Origin of the sequence: Pseudomonas japonica (genome assembly GCF_013522925.1) — a bacterium.
GTDB lineage: Bacteria > Pseudomonadota > Gammaproteobacteria > Pseudomonadales > Pseudomonadaceae > Aquipseudomonas > Aquipseudomonas japonica_A.
On record NZ_JAAMQU010000001.1, the window covers coordinates 338028 to 359703 of the forward strand.

Consider the following 21676-nt stretch of genomic DNA (forward strand, 5'->3'; position numbering starts at 1 on the left):
GTCAGCGCATTCCTACGTCTGCGTAGTGGTCCAGCCCAGCCTGCAGGTAGGCCATCAAAGGCTGCAGTGGCAGGGGCCTGCTGACCAGGAACCCCTGCACCTGGTCGCATCCATACCTGCGTAGTTCGTCGAGCTGCTCCACCGTTTCCACGCCTTCGGCAACCACTTCCAGATGCAGATTGTGCGCAAGGTTGACCATCGCTTTGACGAGTTGCCGGCTCTCAGCGCGCTCGTCCATGCCCGCCACGAAGCTACGGTCGATTTTCAGCAAGGCAATGGGCAGGCTGCTCAAATGCACAAAGGAAGAGAAGCCAGTGCCGAAGTCATCCAGTGAAAAGCGAACCCCAAGCTGGCCAAGGGCATCCATGGTATGGCGCACCTGATCGTTGCGCCGCATCACGGCGGTTTCGGTCAGCTCGAACTCGAGCCAACTGGCGTCGATGTCTCGGTCGTTTATCAGCCGGCTGAGTGTGCTCAGTAGCTGGCTGTCCTGAAACTGCCGAAAGGAGAGGTTCACTGCCATGTGTAATGGCGCGATGCCGGCGTTGCGCAGGGTTTGCATATCCTCGAGGGCCCGGGCCAGCACCCAGTATCCCAGCGGTACGATGAGCCCGCTTTGCTCCGCGAGAGGAACGAATTCGCTTGGGCCTAACAGGCCACGCTCCGCATGGCGCCACCGCACCAAGGCTTCAAGCCCCACGATACGGCCGCTGGGCAGATCCAGCCGCGGCTGATAGTGCATTTCCAATTCGTCACGACGCAGCGCCCGGCGCAGCTCGCCTTCCAGGTCTGCCATGCTGCGCGCATGCCGATTGATCCGTTCGTTGAACACATGAAAGGTACAGCCCTGAACGCTCTTGGCCTGGCGCATGGCGATATGGGCGTGCCACATGAGCGGATCAGGGTCGGTGCGCGCCTGCCCGTGGGCAATCCCCAGGCTACAACCGATCAACAGGCTCTCGCCGTCGACCCAGTAAGGTTCGCCCAGCGCTTCGATGATCTGCTCGGCAAGGCGCTCGGCACGTTGCGAATCGCGACGGGTATCGATAAGCAGGGCAAATTCATCGCCCCCCAGACGCGCCAGCCTGTCGCCGGGGCCCAGCTGCGCCTTGAGCCTGGCCACCACCTCGAGAATGAGCCTGTCTCCGGCCTGGTAGCCCAGGCAGTCGTTGGCATGGCGGAAGTTATCCAGATCGAGATGGCCCAGCGCCAAGCCCCGGCCATCACCACCCGCCAGGCTCGTCGCCAGCATGGCCAGAAAGCCTTGGCGGTTGGCAATGCCCGTGAGCGTGTCTTCCTCGGCCAGGCGCTGCAAAGTACCTTGCAGCACGCTGCGCTCGCACACGTGGCGCACGCATCGGCGCAGGGCGTCGGCATTCAGGTGAGGCAGCACCAGCCAGTCGCTCACGCCAACCGGCGGCTCCGGGGGTTCGCGCTCCAGTAGCAACACTTGCGGCCAGGCACACCGCCCTGCCGGGGGCTGACATTCAGGCGTGGCCAGTACCAATACAAGGCCTTCCTCGGCAAATTCGTCCCAATGCGCGCCCCACTCCGTTGCTCTGAGCAACGTGCAAGCCTCGCTCAACCCGGCGAGGCTTTTACGCACCGCAGCTTCCCACACGTCCTGTTGCGCGATCAGCAGCAGCCGCAAGGGTTCAGTGAGCGTAGACAAGCGAGCTCCTTAAAAGCATGACGCCCCATGGCGCGCAATTGATCTGGCGGGGGCCAATGATAATGATTTGCAAGGATGCAAGCACCATCATCGACGTCACCCTGTACAAGCAGGTAGCCAGGTACAACCAAAGTAACAAAATTCATAAAAAAACATAGAGGGTGAGAGACGGTCGCGGCAGAAAGCGCCTGTCCTGTTAAAATGCGCGACCCTTTTTAGCGACCCCTCTGGAATCCATGTCTCGGCTCAACCCCAGGCAACAAGAAGCCGTGAACTACGTCGGTGGCCCATTGCTGGTGCTGGCTGGCGCCGGCTCGGGCAAGACAAGCGTGATCACCCGCAAGATTGCCTACCTTGTGCAGCAGTGCGGCATGCGTGCCCAATACATCGTGGCGGTGACTTTCACCAACAAAGCCGCGCGCGAGATGAAAGAGCGCGTGAGCAGCCTGCTGCGCGGTGGCGAGGGCCGCGGGCTCACCGTGTCTACCTTCCATAACCTGGGGTTGAACATCATCCGCAAGGAGTACGCGCGGCTAGGCTACAAGCCCGGGTTCTCGATCTTCGACGAGAGCGATATCAAGGCGCTGCTCACCGACATCATGCAGAAGGAATACGCCGGCGACGACGGGGCGGACGAGATCAAGCACATGATCGGCAGCTGGAAAAACGACCTGATATTGCCGCCAGAAGCACTCGAAAGCGCCCGCAACCCGCGTGAGCAAACCGCGGCCATCGTGTACGCCGCCTACCAGCGCACGCTCAAGGCCTATAACGCACTGGATTTCGACGATCTCATCCTGCTGCCGGTCAAGCTGTTCCAGGACCACCCGGACATCCTGGAAAAATGGCAGAACCGTGTGCGCTACCTGCTGGTGGACGAGTATCAGGACACCAACGCCAGCCAGTACCTGCTGGTGAAACAGCTGATCGGTACCCGTAACCAGTTCACCGTGGTAGGCGACGACGACCAGTCTATCTACGCATGGCGCGGCGCGCGGCCGGAAAACCTGATGCTGCTCAAGGAGGACTACCCTTCGCTGAAGGTGGTGATGCTGGAGCAGAACTATCGGTCTACCAGCCGGATCCTGCGCTGCGCCAACACCTTGATCGCCAATAACCCGCACGCTTTCGAAAAGCAGCTGTGGAGCGAGATGGGCCATGGCGACGAGATCCGGGTAATCCGCTGCAAAAACGAGGACGCCGAAGCCGAGCGGGTAGCGATGGAAATTCTCACGCTGCACCTGCGCACCGACCGCCCCTACCGGGACTTCGCCATCCTTTACCGTGGCAACTATCAGGCGAAGCTGATCGAGCTCAAGTTGCAGCACCATCAGGTGCCGTACCGGTTATCCGGCGGTACCAGTTTCTTCGCCCGCCAGGAAGTGAAGGACCTGATGTCCTATTTCCGCCTGCTGGTGAACCCGGATGACGACAACGCCTACCTGCGGGTAATCAACGTACCGCGGCGGGAGATCGGCTCCACTACGCTCGAAAAGCTGGGTAACTACGCCACGCAGCGGGGTACCTCAATGTACACCGCGAGCGCCGAGCTCGGCCTGGCTGAACATCTGGACACCCGTTACGTGGACCGCCTGCAACGCTTCAAGCGCTGGATGGACGGCGTGCGGCACCAGGTCGCCCAGGACGATCCGATCGCCGCGTTGCGCGCCATGGTGACTGATATCGACTACGACAACTGGATTCGCCAGAACAGCTCCAGCGACAAGGCGGCCGACTATCGTATCGGTAACGTGAATTTTCTGATCGAAGCGCTGAAAAACACCCTCGAAAAAGACGAGGACGGCGACATGACGATCGAGGATGCCATCGGCAAGCTGGTGCTGCGCGATATGCTCGAACGCCAGCAGGAAGAAGAAGACGGTGCCGACGGCGTGCAGATGATGACCCTGCACGCCTCCAAGGGGCTGGAGTTTCCCTATGTCTTTATCATGGGCATGGAAGAGGAAATCCTCCCGCACCGTTCCAGCATCGAAGCTGACACCATCGAAGAGGAACGCCGCCTGGCCTACGTGGGTATCACCCGCGCCCGGCAAACGCTGGCCTTCACCTTCGCAGCCAAACGCAAGCAATATGGAGAGGTTATCGACTGCTCACCCAGCCGCTTCCTCGACGAACTTCCCGCCGACGACCTGGCCTGGGAAGGTTTGCAAGACACCCCCGTGGAGGTAAAAGCCGCCCGGGGCAACCATGCATTGGCGGACATCCGCGCCATGCTCAAGCGCTGATCCAAGGAGCCCCCGTGGAAGCCCTGCATAACAAGATCCGTGAAGAAGGGATCGTTCTGTCCGACCAGGTACTGAAGGTGGACGCCTTCCTCAATCACCAGATCGACCCTGCCCTGATGCAAGCCATCGGCGAGGAATTCGCCCGCCGCTTCGGCGGCCTGGGTATCAACAAGATCGTCACCATCGAAGCCTCCGGCATTGCCCCGGCGGTAATGACCGGGTTGATCCTGGGGGTGCCGGTGATATTCGCCCGCAAGCATGCTTCGCTGACCCTTACCGAACACTTGCTTACCGCCCCGGTGTATTCCTTCACCAAGCAGACGGAAAGCACGGTTGCCATTTCGCCGCGGCACTTGGCCAAGGATGATCAGGTATTGATCATCGACGACTTCCTCGCCAACGGGCGAGCGTCCCAGGCGTTGATCTCGATCATTCACCAGGCCGGCGCCCATGTGGCCGGGCTGGGCATCGTGATCGAAAAGTCCTTCCAGACCGGCCGTGCCCAGCTGGAAGAGCAAGGTTACCGGGTAGAGTCGCTGGCGCGGGTTGCATCCCTGGCTGGCGGCAAGGTGACGTTCATACCTGAATGACGCATCGGCCGGGAGCGCGTTTTTCAGCGCCTCCCGGCACTGCCTTGTCACTCCAGGTCGCGGTTACTCCAGGTCGCGCGCAAGCGTGGCGGCCATGGGGGTTGGCATGGAGGTTGGCGAGGGCGGCCGAGTGGCCTGTAACCCCGCCAACAGCAGCCGCTGTTCCAACTGCTCACGCAGCCCTCCGGGTTCGTCCAGGCTCATGCGCGCCAGGTGTTCGGGATACAGCGAAGCGCTGGGCGCGTCCAGGGCAGCACGGCCCAGGTCCAGCAGTTCGGTGAGGTGGAATTTGCTTTTGAGCCAGTTCAGCGCCCGCAACAGGTCCTTTTCCGCTTCAGAGAAATCGCTGCCCAAGGGGTATTCCGGGAACAGGTGAGCATGCCGGGCGCGGATGTCCTCCAGCCGCTGCGGGGTGTTGTCCGTGAAGCGCGGGTCTATCCGGAAATCTCTAGGCAGTTTGCCCGCCAACTGTGCCTGGTCGAGAAGCGCCGGCTGAAAGCGCGAGTCAGCAATGTTCAGCAACGCCTCGATCACCTGAGCGTCACTTTTGCCGCGCAAATCCGCGATGCCGTACTCGGTGATCACGATATCGCGCAAGTGCCGCGGGATGGTGCAGTGGTTCTGCTCCCACACGATGTTCGAGCTCACCACGCCACCGCTTTCACGCCAGCTGCGCAGGAGCAGGATGGACCGCGCGCGTTCAAGTTCATGCCCTTGCACCACGAAGTCGAACTGCCCTCCCACACCGCTGAGCACACGGCCGTCTTGCAACTGGTCGGACGCAGCCGCACCGAACAGATTGACGCTCAATGCCGTGTTGATGAACCGGGCGTGTCGGCGCTGCTGACGCTTGAGGTCTTCATCGCCATACAGCTTGTTCACGTAGCTGATGGCAGTCATGGCAAAACGGGCCCGGGCCTGTAATGGCATTTCCCGAAGCCGGGCATAGAACGCCGAGGGGCCCAGGAAGAAGCCACCGTGCAGCACCGCGCCCTCTTCATCCAGTTCTGGGCCGGGGCCATTGGGGCCGCCCGTCACGCGCCGACGCAGTACGCCGGCATCGGCGAGCACCAGCAAGCCATTGACGAACATTTCGCTGCAGCCATAAAGCCCTTCGGCAAAGGGCGCCAGCCCGCCTTCCCTCTGGATCAGCTCATCCCATTGTTGCAGCTGGGCTTCCTGCACCAGCGAGCGATACCCCGTGTTATCCGCCTGGCGGGCAAGCAACGCTGCGGTGATCGCATCCCCTAGCGCGCCGATGCCTATCTGCAACGTACCGCCATCGCGTACCAACGTACTGGCATGCAAACCGATGAAGTGCTCGCGTACGCCAACCGGCTGATTGGGCGTGGAGAACAGCGGCGTTTGCTCGGGGGTATCGATCAGCAGGTCGAACTGTTCGCGCGGGAGCTCCGCCTCGCCGGGCATGTAGGGCAGTTGAGCATGTACCTGGCCCAGCATCAGGATGGTTTCACCGCCCCAGCGGCGGTGCTCCAGCATGGGCAGCAGGTCGAGCGTGATATCGGGATTGCAGCTGAGGCTGAGCAAGCCAGGCCGTTGTGGGTCTTCAGCCACCAGCTGGGCCACAAGGTTGATGCCTTGGGCGTTGATGTCTCTGGCCGCATGGCTGTAGTTGCTGCTTACATAGCCCTGCTGGGCCTGATGGCTACCCCCGAGCGCCCCGGACTGCATGAAAAACTGTTCGACCCGCACGTTTGCTGGCAAGGCGTCGGCCGCAAGGTCCGCTACAAAATCCAGCTCAGGATAATCGCCGTAAACCCGTTCGATGAAGGGTTCCAGAAAACGACGCTGCAACCCGTCGCCCAGTGGCGGACGGCTCAGGCACAGGGCGGTATAAATCGTGAGCTGCCGCTCAGGAAGGGTTTTGATCCGGGCGTACAGGGCGTTGGCAAACCGGTTCGGCTTGCCCAGCCCAAGGGGAAGGCCAAGCCGGATATGCGCGGGCAAGCGCTCCAACACTACCTCTACCGCGCGTTCCAGGCTTAGCACATCAGTCATCACAACCTCCGTTTCGGATGCTCTGTGACTATGACCGCGCCGCGGTTGAATGTTTCTGTAGGCGACAGCCCGCGAATGGGTTTCGCCCCTTTTCGCGAGCTCTGCCCGCCCACAGGGGAACTGCGAGGGCGTAGGAGATGGGCGAAGCTCGGGAATAAGGCCGCTCAGAACAGCTTTGGCTGGCTCAGAAATTCGCCGGCGTGGCCGCGCTGATCAGCCGAGCGGGAGCGTCGTAGGGGTTGCGGAAGCGGTGTGGGCGGGTGCTTTCAAAATAGTAACTGTCGCCCGCTTCCAGCACGAACGTTTCCAGGCCCACGACAAGCTCCAGGCGGCCTTCGATGAGGATGCCGGTTTCCTCGCCGTCATGCGTGAGCATTTCTTCGCCGGTATCCGCGCCCGGCGGATAGATTTCGGTGAGAAAGGCAATCGCGCGGCTGCTGTGGCCACGACCGACCAGCTTCATGGTGACTTCGCCGTCAGAGATATCGATCAGCTCGTTAGCCTTGTAGACGATCTGGGCCGTGCTTTCCGGGGCGAGCTCCTCGGAAAAGAACTCCACCATGGACATGGGTATCCCGCTCAGCACTTTACGCAGCGAACTGATCGACGGGCTTACGCTGTTTTTCTCGATCATCGAGATGGTGCTGTTGGTCACCCCCGCGCGTTTGGCTAGCTCACGTTGAGACAGGCCCTTGAGCTTGCGAATGGCTTGCAATCGTTCACCGACGTCCAATGACGGAACCCTCCTCGGGGCATCTGCTGGCAATAATGAACGGTATGATCGCAACAGCGTTCAGTATTTACAACACCCGCACCCGTCGAAGGGTTATTTGGCAGCCATCTGCGCCTTACTCGCTGTACACGAGCGGCACCCGCTTGAGGTTGCAGAACAGCTGGTACGGAATGGCTTGTGCCCAGCTGGCCACTTCACTGGCAAGTACCTGGCGCCCCCACAACTCAACCGGGCTGCCAAGGGTGGCTTCGGGTACGTCGGTGAGGTCCACGCACAGCATGTCCATGGATACCCGCCCCAGCAGGCGACTGCGTTTGCCGGCCACCATCACCGGCGTGCCAGTAGGTGCATGACGTGGGTAGCCATCGGCGTACCCCATGGCAACCACACCTACGCGCATCGGGCGGTCGGTCACGAAGCTCTGCCCGTAGCCGATCGGCTCGCCTTCGGGCAATTCGCGTACGCAGATCACCCGGGATTCAAGCGTCATCACCGGCTGCAGGCGGTCGGCGTTGGGGTGTGGCTGTTCGAAGGGTGTTGCGCCATACAGCATGATCCCTGGGCGCACCCAATCGCTGGGCACCTGTGGCCAGCCCAATACAGCGGGTGAATTGCGCAGGCTCACTTCGGCCGCCAGGCCTTCACTGGCCTGCTTGAACTGCTCTACTTGCTCGGCGCTGCGAGGGTTGTCCAACTCATCGGCGCTGGAGAAATGGCTCATCAACACCACTTTGGCGACCTTGCCGCTTGCCAGCAGGCGCTGATAGGCCCAGGCATAGTCGGCCGGAGGTACACCCACCCGATGCATCCCGGAATCCATCTTCAGCCACACCGTGATTGGCGTTGGCAACGCGGCCTGCTCTATCGCCTCCACCTGCCACAACGAGTGAGCCACGCACCAGAGAGAGTGCTCGGCGATCAACGGCAATTCAGCTGCTTCGAAAAAACCTTCCAACAACAGGATAGGCGCCTGGATACCTGCCTCGCGCAGCTGCAACGCCTCCTCGATACAGGCCACCGCGAAACCATCGGCCACCTCGGCGAGCGCTTGCGCGCAACGCACCGCGCCGTGCCCATACGCATCGGCCTTGATAACTGCCAAGGCGCGAGCGTCAGTGAGCTCGCGCGCAAGACGGTAGTTTTCACGCAGGGCTTGCAGGTCGATAAGGGCACGGGCGGGGCGCATGAAAGGGCTCTTCGAGGTTGAGGTTCAGGCAGAAAAAACCCGGCTGATCCGAAGACCCGCCGGGCGAGGAATCGTTACTTCAGGGCAGCAGTCACCGACAGCTCAACGAGAATTTCCGGCTCGCACAACTTGGCCTCCACCGTCGCCCTGGCTGGGGCGAAGCCTCTGGGGAGCCAGGTGTCCCACACGGCATTCATGCCTTCGAAATGAGCGTCGATGTCTTTCAGGTAAATAGTCACCGAGAGCAGCTGCTCCTTACTGGAGCCTGCCAGGTCGAGCAGGCGCTCGATATTTGCCAGGGTTTCCCGGGTTTGTTGCTCGATGCCGGCCGTCATGTCGTCGCCGACCTGGCCAGCCAGATACACCACCCCATTATGGGTAACGATCTGGCTCATGCGTTCATTGGTGAGCTGGCGCTGGATTACCATGCCTGGCGTTCTCCTGGTGACTGCCGTAGCGGGAAATGTCGAGGCCCTGGGCACTGATTTGCGGCTTCTTGCGCGCCATCAGGTCTGCGAGCAGGCGACCCGAGCCGCAGGCCATGGTCCAGCCAAGCGTACCGTGGCCGGTATTGAGGAACAGGTTGCGCATCGGCGTCGCCCCCACGATAGGCGTGCCATCCGGGGTGGTCGGGCGCAAGCCTGTCCAGAACGTGGCCTGCGCAAGGTCGCCGCCGCGAGGATAGAGATCATTGACGATCATCTCCAGCGTTTCGCGCCGGCGTGGGTTGAGCGACAGATCGAAGCCGGCAATCTCGGCCATGCCCCCTACCCGAATGCGATTATCGAAACGGGTGATCGCCACTTTGTAGGTTTCGTCGAGGATGGTCGACGTAGGTGCCATCGCCGCATCGGTAATCGGCACGGTGAGCGAGTAGCCCTTCAACGGATACACCGGTGCCTTGATCCCCAGAGGCTTCAGCAGCGCGGGCGAGTAGCTGCCCAGGGCAAGCACGTAGCGGTCGGCGGTTTCCAGCTTGCCGTCGATGATCACACCGTTCACGCGGTCCCCTGCGAAATCCAGCCGCTCGATGGTTTGCCCGAACCTGAACTCCACGCCCAGCGCCTTGGCCATTTCTGCCAGGCGCGTGGTGAACATCTGGCAATCGCCGGTTTGATCGTTAGGCAGGCGCAGCGCGCCTACGAGCAGGTCGCCGGTGGCCGCAAGCGCAGGCTCCACGCGGGCGATACCAGCGCGATCAAGCACTTCGTAAGGCACACCGGACTGTTTCAGAACCGCAATGTCCTTGGCCGCGTTATCGAGCTGCTCCTGGGTACGGAACACCTGCGTAGTGCCCAGTGTGCGGCCTTCGTAGGTAATGCCGGTTTCGGAACGCAACTCATCGAGGCAATCGCGGCTGTACTCTGACAGCCGTACCATCCGCTCCTTGTTGATGGCATAGCGGCTGGCTGTGCAGTTACGCAGCATTTGCGCCATCCACAGGTATTGGTCCAGGCTGCCGGTAGCCTTGATCGCCAACGGAGCATGGCGCTGAGCCAGCCATGTGAGCGCCTTGAGCGGAATACCCGGTGCGGCCCAGGGCGAAGCATAACCAGGAGACACCTGGCCCGCGTTGGCGAAACTGGTTTCCATTGCCACTGCGGGCTGGCGGTCGACTACCACAACCTCAAAGCCCTGCCGCGCGAGGTAATACGCGGTAGTGGTGCCGATCACCCCACTGCCCAATACCAGTACTCGCATGTTCAACCCCTTCTCGCGGCCGGCCGCGGTTCGAATGTGTTCTAGACGAAATTGACGGCAGTATATGGACTGGAAACCAGTGCTATTCACTGTATGTAGCGCTATATTTGGCGAGAATTCTCGGCAAGATTGGCTTTTCCGGAGGGGCATCGCCTATGCGCACCCATCATCAGACCAAGCGCGAGCTTGATAGGATTGACCGCAATATTCTCCGCCTGTTGCAGGCCGACGGGCGTCTGTCCTTCACCGAGCTGGGGGAAAAGGTAGGGCTGTCCACCACGCCCTGTACCGAACGGGTTCGCCGGCTGGAGCGCGAAGGCATCATCATGGGCTATTACGCTCGGCTCAATCCGCAACACCTCAAAGGTAGCCTGCTGGTGTTCGTGGAAATCAGCCTGGACTACAAATCCGGAGATACCTTCGAGGAGTTCAGGCGCGCGGTGCTCAAACTGCCACACGTACTGGAATGCCATCTGGTATCTGGGGATTTCGACTACCTCGTGAAGGCACGTATTTCCGAAATGGCCTCCTACCGCAAGCTGCTGGGGGACATTCTGTTGAAGCTCCCGCACGTGCGTGAATCCAAAAGTTACATCGTGATGGAAGAGGTCAAAGAAAGCCTCACGTTGCCAATACCGGACTGACCCGTGCACGAATACACCCACGGGTGTTAAATTTCGCTAACAGCCACACCTCCAGGATGCGCTTATGGATGCCACTGTCCGGCATGCCTCACACCTCGATCAACCGGCTTCCTATTACGAAGCGACCCGCCTTGTATTGCCGGAATATCCTTACCTGCAAGGTGAGTTAAAGGTCGATGTGTGCATCGTGGGCGGCGGCTTCAGTGGCCTCAATACAGCCATCGAACTGGCCGAAAGGGGCATGAGCGTGGCACTGCTCGAGGCGCGAACCATTGGCTGGGGAGCCTCAGGGCGAAACGGAGGGCAGTTGATCCGTGGAGTGGGCCACGACGTTGAGCAATTCGAGCCCCTGCTAGGGCATGCCGGCGTGCGCCAGCTCAAGCGGATGGGCCTGGAGGCGGTGGAGATCGTTCGGCAGCGCGTCGAAAAATACAACCTGGCATGCGACCTTACCTGGGGTTATTGCGATCTGGCCAACAAGCCTGCCCAGTTCGAAGCATTCGCGGCGGAAATCGCCGAGCTGCGCGGCTTGGGGTACCGCCACGCCATGGAATTGATCACGGCGCAGCAGTTGCCCGGCGTGGTGGGTTCCGCGCGCTATCATGGCGGCCTGGTCGATATGGGCTCTGGCCACCTGCACCCCTTGAATCTGGCGCTTGGGGAAGCTGCCGTAGCGCAACACCTGGGCGCTCATGTGTTCGAACGTTCGGCAGTGACCCGTATCGACTACGGCCCGGAAATTAGCGTGCACACCGCGCACGGCTCGGTGCGCGCCGAGACACTGGTGCTGGCTTGCAATGCTTACCTGGGTGACCTGAACCCTGAGCTAGGCGGCAAGGTGCTGCCAGCGGGCAGTTACATCATTGCCACCGAGCCGCTGCCTGAGGCACTGGCGCGTGAGCTACTGCCGCGCAATATGGCGGCATGCGATCAGCGAGTCACTGTGGATTATTTCCGCCTTTCCGCGGACCGCCGGCTGCTGTTCGGCGGGGCCTGCCATTATTCCGGGCGCGATCCACAGGACATTGCCGCCTACATGCGCCCCAAGATGTTGAAGGTTTTCCCGCAGCTGAGCGGCGTGCGCATCGATTACCAATGGGGCGGCATGATCGGGATCGGCGCCAACCGGTTGCCCCAGATCGGCCGCCTCGCCAGCCACCCCAATGTGTACTACGCCCAGGCCTATGCCGGGCATGGTTTGAACGCTACCCACCTGGCAGGGCGGCTGCTGGCAGAGGCCATCACCGGCAGGGTGGGGGGCGGGTTCGACCTGTTCGCCAAGGTGCCGCACATGACCTTCCCCGGCGGGAAACATCTGCGCTCGCCCCTGCTGGCCCTCGGCATGCTATGGCACCGGCTCAAGGAACTCGTCTGAGCCGGCGGCCTACTCTCGCCAGAAAGGCTTCAACCCCTCCTCCCTCTGCTGCTGGGCAGTCAGGCCCACATCCGCCAGTTCGCTGGCAGAGAGCGCCAGCAGTTGGCGGCGCGTGACCCACCGATGGCATATCAGCGCCCAGCGGCTCATTCCGGCAGGCCCGCTTTTACAGGTGCCCACGCTGCTTGCCGGCGGGTCGAGTTCCTGTTGTTTGAGATAAAGCCGTACATCTGTGAAGCCGTTCATGTCTGAAGCCTCCCGTGCATCCCGGACGAAAGAATGCCACTGGCGGCCAGCGCATTACAGATTCAAAAGTCACCCTTCTTTTCCATACAGATGGCGCCTTTCCTTTGCTGAATGCTATATTTTTGCCAAATCTGTACTGCATCAGCGCGCACGACTACCGCAGAGTATCCCATGACCCTCTACATGAACCTTGCCCGGCTGCTGGAAGACCGAATCGAACAAGGCCTGTATCGGCCCGGTGATCGGTTGCCCTCGGTCCGTGCGCTCAGTACAGAACACGGTGTGAGCTTAAGCACCGTACAGCAGGCCTATCGGCTGCTCGAAGACAATGGCCTGGCGGCGCCGCGCCCGAAATCGGGGTACTTCGTATCGAACAAGACGCTGCCCGCCTTGCCGGAAGTGGGCCGCCCGGCGCAGCGCCCCGTGGACATTTCCCAATGGGACCAGGTGGTGGAACTGGTACGCACCCCACCCCGCAAGGACATTGTGCAGCTAGGGCGCGGCATGCCTGACGTGACCAGCCCCACCCTCAAGCCACTGCTGCGCGGCCTGGCTCAGCTCAGCCGACGCCAGGACATGCCCGGGCTGTATTACGACACGGTGTATGGCACCGAAGCACTGCGCGAGCAAATCGCCCGCCTGCTGGTAGATTCGGGATGCCGCCTGACCGCAGCGGACCTGGTGGTGACTACCGGTTGCCATGAAGCACTGTCCAGCAGCGTGCGCGCCATCTGCCAGCCGGGGGATATCGTCGCGGTAGATTCGCCCAGCTTCTTCGGCGCCATGCAAACCCTCAAGGGGTTGGGCATGAAGGCGCTGGAAATCCCCACCGACCCTGTTACCGGGATCAGCCTGGAGGCGTTGGAACTGGCACTGGAACAGTGGCCGATCAAGGTCATTCAGCTCACGCCCAACTGTAACAACCCGTTCGGCTACATCATGCCGGAGGCGCGCAAGCGGCAGCTGTTGACACTGGCGCAGCGCTTCGACGTGGCCATTATCGAGGACGATGTGTATGGCGACCTTGCATATACCTATCCCCGCCCGCGCACCATCAAGTCGTTTGACGTGGATGGCCGTGTGTTGCTGTGCAGTTCGTTCTCCAAAACGATCGCACCCGGCCTGAGGGTTGGCTGGGTCGCGCCAGGGCGCTACCTTGAGCGAGTGCTGCACATGAAGTACATCGGCACCGGCAGCACGGCTACCCAGCCACAACTGGCGATTGCCGATTTCATCGAGGGCGGTCATTACGAGCCCCACCTGCGCCGCATGCGTGCGCAATACCAGCGCGGCCGTGACCAGATGACCGACTGGGTACGCCGTTACTTCCCCGCCGGTACTCGCGCCAGCCGGCCCCAGGGCGGCTTCATGCTGTGGATCGAATTGCCGGAAGGCTTCGACACGCTGCGGCTGAATCAAGCCCTGCTCGGGCAAGGGGTACAGATTGCGGTAGGCAGCATCTTCTCGGCCTCCGGCAAGTTTCGTAACTGCCTGCGCATGAACTTCGCTCCCCGCCCTACCCCAGCCCTCGAAGCTGCTGTAAGGCAGGTGGGTGAAACTGCAAGCGCCCTGTTGGCCAGGATGCAAGCGGTTCAAGCGTAACTTTCCAAACGCAACGGTTGTCACATGGGCTCTATCGATCGCAGCGAGACCGCTATGTCCCTCACTGCCCGTCTGCTGGCGGTTGTGCTCTTGAACCTGGTACTTGCGGGTTGCGCGGGCCAGGCGCCGCCGCCCGTGCCCAGTGAAAGGATCCCGGCGGAGCAATCTGCATTCGGCCGCTCTGTGCTTGAACAGGCCCACGGCCACCCTGGGCGATCCGGTTTTCGCCTGTTGCCTGACAGTGGCGAAGCGTTTCGCGCCCGCGCGGAGTTGATCCGCAACGCGCGAACCAGCCTGGACATTCAGTATTACATCGTGCACGACGGGCTGAGCACCCGTACATTGATGCGTGAGCTGCTGGACGCCGCCGATCGAGGGGTGCGGGTGCGTATCCTGCTCGATGACACGGCCAGCGATGATCTAGAGGGCCTGCTGGAAACGGTAGCCAGCCATCCTGACATCGAGGTGCGCCTGTTCAACCCCACTCACCTGGGGCGCGGCACCGGCGTTACTCGAGGGTTCGGCCGCCTGCTGGACCTGTCCCAGCAGCACCGGCGCATGCACAACAAGGTCTGGATCGCCGACGACAGCGCGGCCATCGTGGGCGGACGCAACCTGGGCGACGAATACTTCGACGCCAAGCCCAACCTGAATTTCACTGACATCGACCTGCTGGGGTTCGGCCCGGTAGCCCGAGACCTGGGTTACAGCTTCGACCAGTACTGGAACCATCGGCTCAGCCGGCCGCTTGGAGAGCTTTCCGACGTGCCTGCCGCGCGTCAGGTGCTACCGGGCTTTCGGGAACGGCTGGATGCGTCATTGCGCAAGGCGAGCGTAAAGCAAAAGGCCCTGTATGACCGCTTGATGAGCTACCGCGACGCTCCACGGCTCAGCACGTGGCGCCAGGAGCTGATCTGGGCCCCCAGCACCGTGATGTGGGACGCGCCAGCCAAGATCCTCTCCAGCGGCGAGCCCGACCCTCACCTGTTGCTCACCACCCAGTTGGCCCCTGAGTTATTGAATGTCCACCAGGAGCTATTGCTGATTTCAGCGTACTTCGTGCCTCGAGAACCCGGCTTGCTGTACCTCACCAACCGCGCGGACGAAGGGGTGGCTGTCTCGCTGCTCACCAATTCATTGGAAGCGACCGACGTGCCAGCGGTGCACGGCGGTTACGCGCCCTACCGCAAGGCACTGCTCGAGCATGGCGTCAGGCTTTTCGAGCTCCGGCGGCAACCGGGGGACGACGCAGGGTTCTCTTACCGGCTGCATGGCAGCTCAGCCTCCAGCTTGCACAGCAAGGCGATGGTGCTGGATAAGCGCAAGGTATTCATCGGTTCGTTCAACTTCGATCCGCGTTCGGTATTGTGGAATACCGAAGTGGGCGTATTGGTCGATAGCGAGGAACTTGCAGGGTACACCCGAGAGCTCGCATTGCAGGGCATGTCACCGGCCTTGAGCTACCAGGTAGAGCTCAATGACAACGAGCTTGAGTGGGTAACCGAGGACGACCATCGCGTGCATGTACTAAAACGCGAACCCGGCGACTGGTGGCGACGGCTCAACGCGTGGGTAAGCCAGCGCATCGGGCTGGAAAAGCTTCTTTGACATGACCGCGGCCAGCGCGGATTTTGTGGGAGTAGGCGCAAGCCTGCGAACTTGCCGGGCTACGCCTGGGCCCTACACCGCCTTTTCAGCCGCAAGCACGGGCTGACGACAGGCCAGCAATACCAGGCCGGCCGCACCGGTGGCCATCATCAAGGGCAGCGCATGGCCGGTAAGCCATTGGTTACCCGCACCAGCGATCAGGGGCCCGATCAGGCAGCCGACCCCCCATAACTGCGCCACATGGGCGTTGGCACGCACCAGTTCGTCGTGACGGAACTGCTCGCCGATGAACACCAGCGACAATGTAAACAAGCCCCCGGCGCTGGCACCGAACAGCACCCACAACCCCCACACCAGCGGGTGGTGTATGGCCAAGGGGATCAACGCACTACTGGCTGCGAGCAGGCCCGCGCAACCAAGGAACAGGCCGCGCCGGGGCAGGTAGTCAGCCAACGCGCCGATCGGCAATTGTAAAACCGCATCGCCCAGTACCACGGCGCTGACCATGTACAAGGCGATGCGGGCGTCATATCCCTGTTGCAGGCAGTACACCGGCAACAGGGACAGGATCAAGGCTTCAAAGCCGGCGAACAAGGCAATAGCGTAGGCAATTACCGGCATGCGTCGGCAAAATATCCACAGGTCCGCCAGGGTGACCGTCGCCGCCTCGGTGACCGGCGCGCCGCCACGGCCGAGCAACAAGAACGGGGACACCAGCAGCAGCGCTGTTGCCAGCCAGAAGCCATGATCCTGTTCGGTACCAATCGCGCCGAGAAGCAGCGGACCGGCCAATTGACTGAGGGCATAGCAGCAGCCATATAACGCGACCAGTCGGCCACGCCACTGCTCCACCACCAGCTGGTTGATCCAGCTTTCGCCCAAAACAAAAACGATGGTGAGCACACTGCCGATCACCAGGCGCAGCAGTATCCACAAGGGGTAGCTGGGCCAGAGCGCCAACAGCCCGATGGAAACAGCGCCCGCGCCCAGGCATAACTGCATGGCGCGAGCGGTGCCGAAGCGAGCAGCGAGGCGGCTGGATACCCGAGCCCCCAGCAGCACGCCCAGCGCCGGCATAGCGGACATGATCCCGATCGCAAAGTTGCCATAGCCCCAGCTCTCCAGCCGCAGCGACACCAGAGGCATGCTCATGCCCAACGCCAGGCCAACGCTCAGCACCGACGACAACACGGCAAAATACGTTCCCCACGGCATCGAGGCGCTCCTGCGAGAAAGGCGAGGCGCCCCCGGCCATTCCAGGCCAGGGGCTGGGCGGGATTACAACTTGATCCAGGTAGCTTTCAGTTCGGTGTACTTGTCGAAGGCGTGCAACGACTTGTCACGGCCGTTGCCCGACTGCTTGAACCCACCGAACGGTGCGGTCATGTCGCCGCCATCGTACTGGTTCACCCATACGCTACCGGCACGCAGGGCGCGAGCGGTGTTATGGGCCTTGGACAGGTCGGCTGTCCACACGCCTGCGGCCAGGCCGTAGGGGGTGTCGTTGGCGATAGCCACGGCTTCTTCGGCGGTATCGAAAGTGATCACCGACAGCACTGGCCCGAAGATTTCTTCCTTGGCGATACGCATGGCATTGCTCACGCCGTCGAAGATCGTGGGCTCCACGTAGGTGCCACCGGTTTCCTCGAGGATGCGTTTGCCGCCTGCGACCAGCGTTGCACCATCGCTATGGCCGGCATCAATGTACGACAGCACGGTGTTCATCTGCTGAGTATCGACCAGCGCGCCCACGGTGGTTTGTGGGTCCAGGGGGTTGCCTGGCTTCCAGCCCTTGAGCGCCTCTACCACCATCGGCAGGAAGCGATCCTTGATGGAGCGCTCTACCAACAGGCGCGAGCCGGCGGTGCACACTTCACCTTGGTTGAAGGCGATAGCACTGGCGGCCGATTCAGCGGCGGCTTGCAGATCCGGTGCGTCGGCGAAGACGATGTTCGGGCTTTTGCCGCCGGCTTCGAGCCAGATGCGCTTCATGTTGGACTCGCCTGCATACACCATCAGTTGCTTGGCGATACGGGTAGAGCCCGTGAACACCACGGTATCTACATCCATGTGCAAGGCCAAGGCCTTGCCGACGGTATGGCCATAGCCAGGCAGTACGTTCAGCACGCCAGCGGGGATACCCGCCTCGATGGCCAGTTGCGCGATACGGATGGCAGTGAGCGGGGATTTTTCCGAAGGCTTGAGCACCACCGAGTTACCGGTAGACAGCGCAGGGCCCAGCTTCCAGCACGCCATCATCAAGGGGAAGTTCCACGGAACGATCGCGCCCACTACGCCCACGGGCTCACGGGTTACCAGGCCCAGTTGGTCATGAGGGGTGGCGGCCACTTCGTCGTAGATCTTGTCAATGGCTTCGCCGCTCCAGCTCAGCGCATTGGCTGCGCCCGGAACGTCGATGTTCAACGAGTCGCCGATAGGCTTGCCCATATCGAGGGTTTCAAGCAGTGCCAGCTCTTCAGCGTTGGCCTTGAGCAGGCCGGCAAAACGAATCATCACCGACTTGCGCTTGGCCGGCGCCAGGCGGGACCAGGCACCGGATTCGAATACCTGGCGAGCATTGGCTACCGCCAGGTTGGCGTCTGCTTCATCGCAGCTGGCTACAAGGCCCAGCAGTCGACCGTCAACCGGGCTTACGCATTCGAACGTAGCGCCCGACACCGCGTTGGTGTATTGGCCATTGATAAAGGCGCGGCCTTCGACGTTCAGGGCATCGGCCCGCTGTTGCCAGTCAGCCAGGGTCAGGTTGGACATAACGAACTCCTCTTATAGATTTATAGGGCGGGGAGCTCGCGTCGAAACAGCGACCAGACCCAAGCTCGGCCAAAGGCGTTCACCCTAAACCACTGCCGCAAAGCTTTCAATATATTTGACAGCGCGCAGCAATCGGCAGTCTCATGTGCGTTTTATTGAACAACCAAGGAGATCGTCATGAGCGTCGAGCAAATCGTGGATTTCGCCATCGGGACGCCAGATCCCGTCCGCTACCGGCCAGCCGCGGAAAAAATCATTGCAGGCGAACCGGACCAGGCGGTCTTCAACCACTACAGCAGTCCATGTGAGCAATTCTCGGCGGGCGTATGGGAAGGAGCGGTTGGCCAGTGGACCGTCAGCTACAGCGAGCATGAGTACTGCGAAATCGTTCAAGGGGTGTCGGTGCTTCGCGATGAGGCCGGCAATGCCCGCACCGTGCGTGCCGGCGACCGGTTCGTGATCCCCGCAGGCTTCAAGGGCACCTGGGAAGTGCTGGAGCCCTGCCGGAAGATCTACGTGGTGTTTGAAGCACATAAGTAACGCAGCCCTGGGTCAGCTACTGGCGATGATCCCCGTGCCTCGACCGAGGCACCCATCAAAAGGAATTGACCCATGACCAATGAAGAAATCGTTCAGATGCTGCAAGGCCTTATCGGCACCACTTATGCCCCAAGCGTGAAGGCCCACATCAGCGATGTGACTGGCCGCGCCGTGGTGATCGGCCCTAACGAGCTGCATAGCAAAATCTTCGACCCGGAGCGCGTGCACATCCAGGCTGATACCAATGGCATCATCACCGGGTTCGCTTTCAACTGATCTGAAACCGCACCCTGGGCGAAAAAAAACCCGCTTCGAAGGAAGCGGGTTTTTTTCGTCAGCCTGGATCAATTACTTGATCTTGGCTTCCTTGTAGATCACGTGCTTGCGAACCACCGGATCAAATTTCTTGATCTCGATCTTGTCGGGGGTGGTACGTTTGTTCTTGTCGGTGGTGTAGAAGTGGCCAGTACCGGCGCTCGACACCAAACGGATCAATTCACGCATGATTTTCTCCCTTAGACCTTGATGCCATCGCGGCGAATATCGGCCAGAACGGCGTCAATGCCACGCTTGTCGATGATACGCATGCCTTTGGCGGATACGCGCAGACGCACGAAACGCTTTTCGGACTCGACCCAGAAGCGATGGTGCTGCAGGTTCGGCAGGAAACGACGACGGGTTTTGTTGTTTGCGTGGGAAATGTTGTTCCCGGTTACCGGACCCTTACCGGTAACTTGACAGACTCTCGACATGCCTCAGCCCTCTAAACCACATGCCCAACCCGGCATGGGTTGGCCGCTTTATCTCTCAGTCAAAATTGGCGCGAAGGCTCGAAACCCTTCAAACACCGTGTTTCGCAGGGGCAGACGGCACGGCCGCAAAGGCTCGGCTCGATGAGCTAAACGCTCTACCCCTAGAAAAGAGCGCTGCTTTATACCAGAAAGCGTAGCCCACAACAACAGGGGCAACCCCCGCCCGGCGCTTCTCGGCCGCGCAATGCGTGGGTTGCAATGGTTGCAGCGGTGCTGCCATTCGTCGAAGAAGAGTGAAAATTTGAATGGCGAAAACGAAACGAGATCTCTAGGGTAGGAAATCCAGACTGCACCGGCAGATGGCCCACTCCAGAAAGCCAAGGAATCGACCATGCGTCTTGCCTACACCCCGCTACTGCTCGCGGTACTTGGCGCCTGTGCCACCGCCCAGGCCAAACCGCTTTCCGTTTGCACCGAGGCCAGCCCAGAGGGCTTCGACGTGGTGCAGTATAACTCGCTCACCACCACCAACGCTTCTGCGGACGTGTTGATGAACCGCCTGGTGGACTTCGACGCCAAGGCCGGCAAGGTTGTACCGAGCCTGGCACAGCAGTGGTCGGTCAGCGAAGATGGCCTGACCTACACGTTCAACCTGCGCCAGGGCGTGCGCTTCCACGGTACGGAGTATTTCAAGCCTACCCGCGAGCTGACGGCGGAGGACGTTGTGTTCAGCTTCAAGCGCATGCTCGACCCTGCCAACCCATGGCACAAGGTTGCGCAAAGCGGGTTCCCCCATGCGCAATCCATGCAGTTGCCCAGCCTCGTGAAACAGATCGACGCACCTGACGCCGCTACGGTGCGCTTCGTGCTCGATCATCCTGATGCAACCTTCCTGGCCACGCTCAGCATGGGTTTCGCCTCGATCTATTCGGCCGAGTATGCCGACCAGCTGATGAAAGCCGGCACGCCTGAGAAGCTCAACAGCCAACCCATCGGCACTGGGCCGTTCATTTTTGTGCGGTACCAGAAGGACGCCCAGGTGCGCTACAAAGCAAACGCTGACTACTTCGGCGGCAAGCCTGCGGTAGACCCGCTGATCTATGCGATCAGCCCCGATCCGAATGTGCGCATGCAACGGCTGCGCGCGGGCGAATGTCAGGTGGCGCTGTCACCCAAGCCACAGGACATCGCAAGCGTGAGGGCCGACAGCAAACTCCAGGTGCTGGATACCGCAGCATTCATGACCGCGTTCGTGGCCATCAATAGCCAGCATCCGCCGCTGGACAAGCCTGCCGTGCGCCAGGCTATCAATCTGGCCTTCGACAAGGCCAGCTACCTCAAGGCTGTTTTCGAGGACACCGCGCAGCCTGCCAATGGCATTTACCCCACCAATACCTGGGGCTATGCCGCCGATGCGCACCTCTACGACCACAACCCCGACAAAGCGCGCAAATTGCTGGCCGACGCCGGGTTCAAGGACGGCTTCAGCACCACCATCTGGACTCGCCCCAGTGGCAGCCTGCTCAATCCCGCACCGGCGGCAGGCGCCCAACTGCTGCAGGCTGACCTTGCCCAGGTTGGCATCAAGGCAGACATTCGCACCATCGAATGGGGCGAGTTGATCCGCCGCGCCAAGGCCGGGGAACATGATCTGTTGTTCATGGGCTGGGCGGGCGACAACGGCGACCCGGATAACTTCCTTACCCCGCAGTTTTCCTGTGCGGCGGTGCAATCGGGAACCAACTTTGCCCGTTATTGCGACCCAACCCTGGATGGCCTGATCACCAAGGGTAAGGCCGGTCGCTCCCAGCAGGAGCGCAGCGAGCTGTATCACCAGGCGCAGGCCCTGATACAGAAGCAGGCGCTATGGCTGCCGTTGGCCCATCCAGAGGTAACGGTGCTGGCCAGTAAAAACCTGAAGGGCTATGAGCCAAGCCCCTTCGGCCGCCAGGATTTCAGCCACGCAAGCCTGGACTGAACAAGCGTGGCC

Annotated in this window: 20 protein-coding genes; 9 read left to right on the forward strand and 11 right to left on the reverse strand. The window is 61.2% G+C overall.

The window, feature by feature from the left end; translation table 11 throughout:
• Position 1 precedes the first annotated feature (1 nt).
• Positions 2–1672: a putative bifunctional diguanylate cyclase/phosphodiesterase gene (locus tag G7016_RS01600; protein WP_181111080.1), complete on the reverse strand. Its 1671-nt coding sequence runs from the start codon at positions 1670–1672 to the stop codon at positions 2–4.
• Positions 1673–1908: 236 nt separating this feature from the next.
• Between G7016_RS01600 and rep the strand changes: the two genes are divergently transcribed.
• Together rep and G7016_RS01610 are read left to right on the forward strand one after the other, a co-directional pair.
• Positions 1909–3918 carry a DNA helicase Rep gene (gene rep / locus G7016_RS01605; protein ID WP_181111081.1) on the forward strand — a complete coding sequence of 670 codons (2010 nt, stop codon included), beginning with the start codon at positions 1909–1911 and terminating at the stop codon, positions 3916–3918.
• Between the two features lie 14 nt (positions 3919–3932).
• Positions 3933–4508: a xanthine phosphoribosyltransferase gene (locus G7016_RS01610; RefSeq protein WP_181111082.1), complete on the forward strand. Its 576-nt coding sequence runs from the start codon at positions 3933–3935 to the stop codon at positions 4506–4508.
• Between the two features lie 63 nt (positions 4509–4571).
• Here the strand turns inward: G7016_RS01610 and G7016_RS01615 are convergent, their stop codons facing one another.
• The 5 genes from G7016_RS01615 to dadA form a co-directional block, all read right to left on the reverse strand.
• Entirely contained in the window at positions 4572–6527 is a 1956-nt protein-coding gene (locus G7016_RS01615; protein WP_181111083.1) for an acetyl-CoA hydrolase/transferase family protein, read from the reverse strand.
• Positions 6528–6711: 184 nt separating this feature from the next.
• Positions 6712–7260: a cupin domain-containing protein gene (locus G7016_RS01620; protein WP_181111084.1), complete on the reverse strand. Its 549-nt coding sequence runs from the start codon at positions 7258–7260 to the stop codon at positions 6712–6714.
• 115 nt (positions 7261–7375) lie between these two features.
• A complete protein-coding gene (alr, locus tag G7016_RS01625; RefSeq protein WP_181111085.1) occupies positions 7376–8446 on the reverse strand; it encodes an alanine racemase in 1071 nt (356 codons plus the stop codon).
• A 74-nt stretch (positions 8447–8520) separates the two neighbouring features.
• Entirely contained in the window at positions 8521–8874 is a 354-nt protein-coding gene (locus G7016_RS01630) for a RidA family protein (RefSeq protein WP_181111086.1), read from the reverse strand.
• A complete protein-coding gene (gene dadA, locus G7016_RS01635) occupies positions 8846–10147 on the reverse strand; it encodes a D-amino acid dehydrogenase (RefSeq protein ID WP_181111087.1) in 1302 nt (433 codons plus the stop codon). Before dadA ends, G7016_RS01630 begins: the two co-directional genes overlap by 29 nt.
• 155 nt (positions 10148–10302) lie before the next feature.
• On the opposite strand from dadA, the gene G7016_RS01640 reads away from it, so the two are divergent.
• Together G7016_RS01640 and G7016_RS01645 are read left to right on the forward strand one after the other, a co-directional pair.
• Positions 10303–10791: an Lrp/AsnC ligand binding domain-containing protein gene (locus G7016_RS01640; protein WP_181111088.1), complete on the forward strand. Its 489-nt coding sequence runs from the start codon at positions 10303–10305 to the stop codon at positions 10789–10791.
• A gap of 64 nt (positions 10792–10855) precedes the next feature.
• Positions 10856–12166, forward strand: coding sequence for an NAD(P)/FAD-dependent oxidoreductase (locus G7016_RS01645; RefSeq protein WP_181111089.1), 1311 nt, complete (start codon positions 10856–10858; stop codon positions 12164–12166).
• 9 nt (positions 12167–12175) lie between these two features.
• Here the strand turns inward: G7016_RS01645 and G7016_RS01650 are convergent, their stop codons facing one another.
• The gene (locus G7016_RS01650; RefSeq protein WP_181111090.1) at positions 12176–12412 is read right to left on the reverse strand and encodes a DUF1127 domain-containing protein; all 237 of its coding nucleotides are present in this window, start codon (positions 12410–12412) and stop codon (positions 12176–12178) included.
• 171 nt (positions 12413–12583) lie between these two features.
• On the opposite strand from G7016_RS01650, the gene G7016_RS01655 reads away from it, so the two are divergent.
• Both G7016_RS01655 and G7016_RS01660 read left to right on the forward strand, forming a co-directional pair.
• Entirely contained in the window at positions 12584–14014 is a 1431-nt protein-coding gene (locus tag G7016_RS01655; RefSeq protein ID WP_181111091.1) for an aminotransferase-like domain-containing protein, read from the forward strand.
• A gap of 54 nt (positions 14015–14068) precedes the next feature.
• Complete coding sequence (locus tag G7016_RS01660; RefSeq protein ID WP_181111092.1) at positions 14069–15622, forward strand: phospholipase D family protein; 1554 nt, start codon at positions 14069–14071, stop codon at positions 15620–15622.
• A 72-nt stretch (positions 15623–15694) separates the two neighbouring features.
• Here the strand turns inward: G7016_RS01660 and G7016_RS01665 are convergent, their stop codons facing one another.
• The gene (locus G7016_RS01665; RefSeq protein ID WP_181111093.1) at positions 15695–16837 is read right to left on the reverse strand and encodes an MFS transporter; all 1143 of its coding nucleotides are present in this window, start codon (positions 16835–16837) and stop codon (positions 15695–15697) included.
• A gap of 63 nt (positions 16838–16900) precedes the next feature.
• Entirely contained in the window at positions 16901–18394 is a 1494-nt protein-coding gene (locus G7016_RS01670) for an aldehyde dehydrogenase (RefSeq protein ID WP_181111094.1), read from the reverse strand.
• Positions 18395–18571: 177 nt separating this feature from the next.
• Here G7016_RS01670 and G7016_RS01675 point away from each other — a divergent pair, with 177 nt between their 5' ends.
• Together G7016_RS01675 and G7016_RS01680 are read left to right on the forward strand one after the other, a co-directional pair.
• Positions 18572–18934 carry a cupin domain-containing protein gene (locus G7016_RS01675; RefSeq protein ID WP_181111095.1) on the forward strand — a complete coding sequence of 121 codons (363 nt, stop codon included), beginning with the start codon at positions 18572–18574 and terminating at the stop codon, positions 18932–18934.
• A gap of 72 nt (positions 18935–19006) precedes the next feature.
• Positions 19007–19210: a hypothetical protein gene (locus G7016_RS01680; protein WP_181111096.1), complete on the forward strand. Its 204-nt coding sequence runs from the start codon at positions 19007–19009 to the stop codon at positions 19208–19210.
• A gap of 72 nt (positions 19211–19282) precedes the next feature.
• Here the strand turns inward: G7016_RS01680 and rpmG are convergent, their stop codons facing one another.
• Both rpmG and rpmB read right to left on the reverse strand, forming a co-directional pair.
• Positions 19283–19438 (reverse strand): 50S ribosomal protein L33, encoded by a 156-nt coding sequence (gene rpmG / locus G7016_RS01685; RefSeq protein WP_003457707.1) that lies wholly within the window; start codon positions 19436–19438, stop codon positions 19283–19285.
• Between the two features lie 11 nt (positions 19439–19449).
• Positions 19450–19686: a 50S ribosomal protein L28 gene (rpmB, locus tag G7016_RS01690; RefSeq protein WP_040260312.1), complete on the reverse strand. Its 237-nt coding sequence runs from the start codon at positions 19684–19686 to the stop codon at positions 19450–19452.
• A 391-nt stretch (positions 19687–20077) separates the two neighbouring features.
• On the opposite strand from rpmB, the gene G7016_RS01695 reads away from it, so the two are divergent.
• A complete protein-coding gene (locus tag G7016_RS01695) occupies positions 20078–21664 on the forward strand; it encodes an ABC transporter substrate-binding protein (protein WP_181111097.1) in 1587 nt (528 codons plus the stop codon).
• Positions 21665–21676: the final 12 nt, after the last annotated feature.

Excerpts from the sequence above, each read along its gene's own strand:
- G7016_RS01640 (WP_181111088.1), top strand. The coding sequence starts at position 10,303 with ATGCGCACCCATCATCAGACCAAGCGCGAGCTTGATAGGATTGACCGC.
- alr (WP_181111085.1), bottom strand. The coding sequence starts at position 8,446 with ATGCGCCCCGCCCGTGCCCTTATCGACCTGCAAGCCCTGCGTGAAAAC.
- G7016_RS01680 (WP_181111096.1), top strand. The coding sequence starts at position 19,007 with ATGACCAATGAAGAAATCGTTCAGATGCTGCAAGGCCTTATCGGCACC.
- G7016_RS01630 (WP_181111086.1), bottom strand. The coding sequence starts at position 8,874 with ATGGTAATCCAGCGCCAGCTCACCAATGAACGCATGAGCCAGATCGTT.
- G7016_RS01615 (WP_181111083.1), bottom strand. The coding sequence starts at position 6,527 with ATGACTGATGTGCTAAGCCTGGAACGCGCGGTAGAGGTAGTGTTGGAG.
- G7016_RS01645 (WP_181111089.1), top strand. The coding sequence starts at position 10,856 with ATGGATGCCACTGTCCGGCATGCCTCACACCTCGATCAACCGGCTTCC.
- G7016_RS01675 (WP_181111095.1), top strand. The coding sequence starts at position 18,572 with ATGAGCGTCGAGCAAATCGTGGATTTCGCCATCGGGACGCCAGATCCC.
- G7016_RS01695 (WP_181111097.1), top strand. The coding sequence starts at position 20,078 with ATGCGTCTTGCCTACACCCCGCTACTGCTCGCGGTACTTGGCGCCTGT.
- G7016_RS01655 (WP_181111091.1), top strand. The coding sequence starts at position 12,584 with ATGACCCTCTACATGAACCTTGCCCGGCTGCTGGAAGACCGAATCGAA.
- G7016_RS01660 (WP_181111092.1), top strand. The coding sequence starts at position 14,069 with ATGTCCCTCACTGCCCGTCTGCTGGCGGTTGTGCTCTTGAACCTGGTA.
- G7016_RS01665 (WP_181111093.1), bottom strand. The coding sequence starts at position 16,837 with ATGCCGTGGGGAACGTATTTTGCCGTGTTGTCGTCGGTGCTGAGCGTT.
- G7016_RS01650 (WP_181111090.1), bottom strand. The coding sequence starts at position 12,412 with ATGAACGGCTTCACAGATGTACGGCTTTATCTCAAACAACAGGAACTC.
- rpmG (WP_003457707.1), bottom strand. The coding sequence starts at position 19,438 with ATGCGTGAATTGATCCGTTTGGTGTCGAGCGCCGGTACTGGCCACTTC.
- rep (WP_181111081.1), top strand. The coding sequence starts at position 1,909 with ATGTCTCGGCTCAACCCCAGGCAACAAGAAGCCGTGAACTACGTCGGT.
- rpmB (WP_040260312.1), bottom strand. The coding sequence starts at position 19,686 with ATGTCGAGAGTCTGTCAAGTTACCGGTAAGGGTCCGGTAACCGGGAAC.
- dadA (WP_181111087.1), bottom strand. The coding sequence starts at position 10,147 with ATGCGAGTACTGGTATTGGGCAGTGGGGTGATCGGCACCACTACCGCG.
- G7016_RS01670 (WP_181111094.1), bottom strand. The coding sequence starts at position 18,394 with ATGTCCAACCTGACCCTGGCTGACTGGCAACAGCGGGCCGATGCCCTG.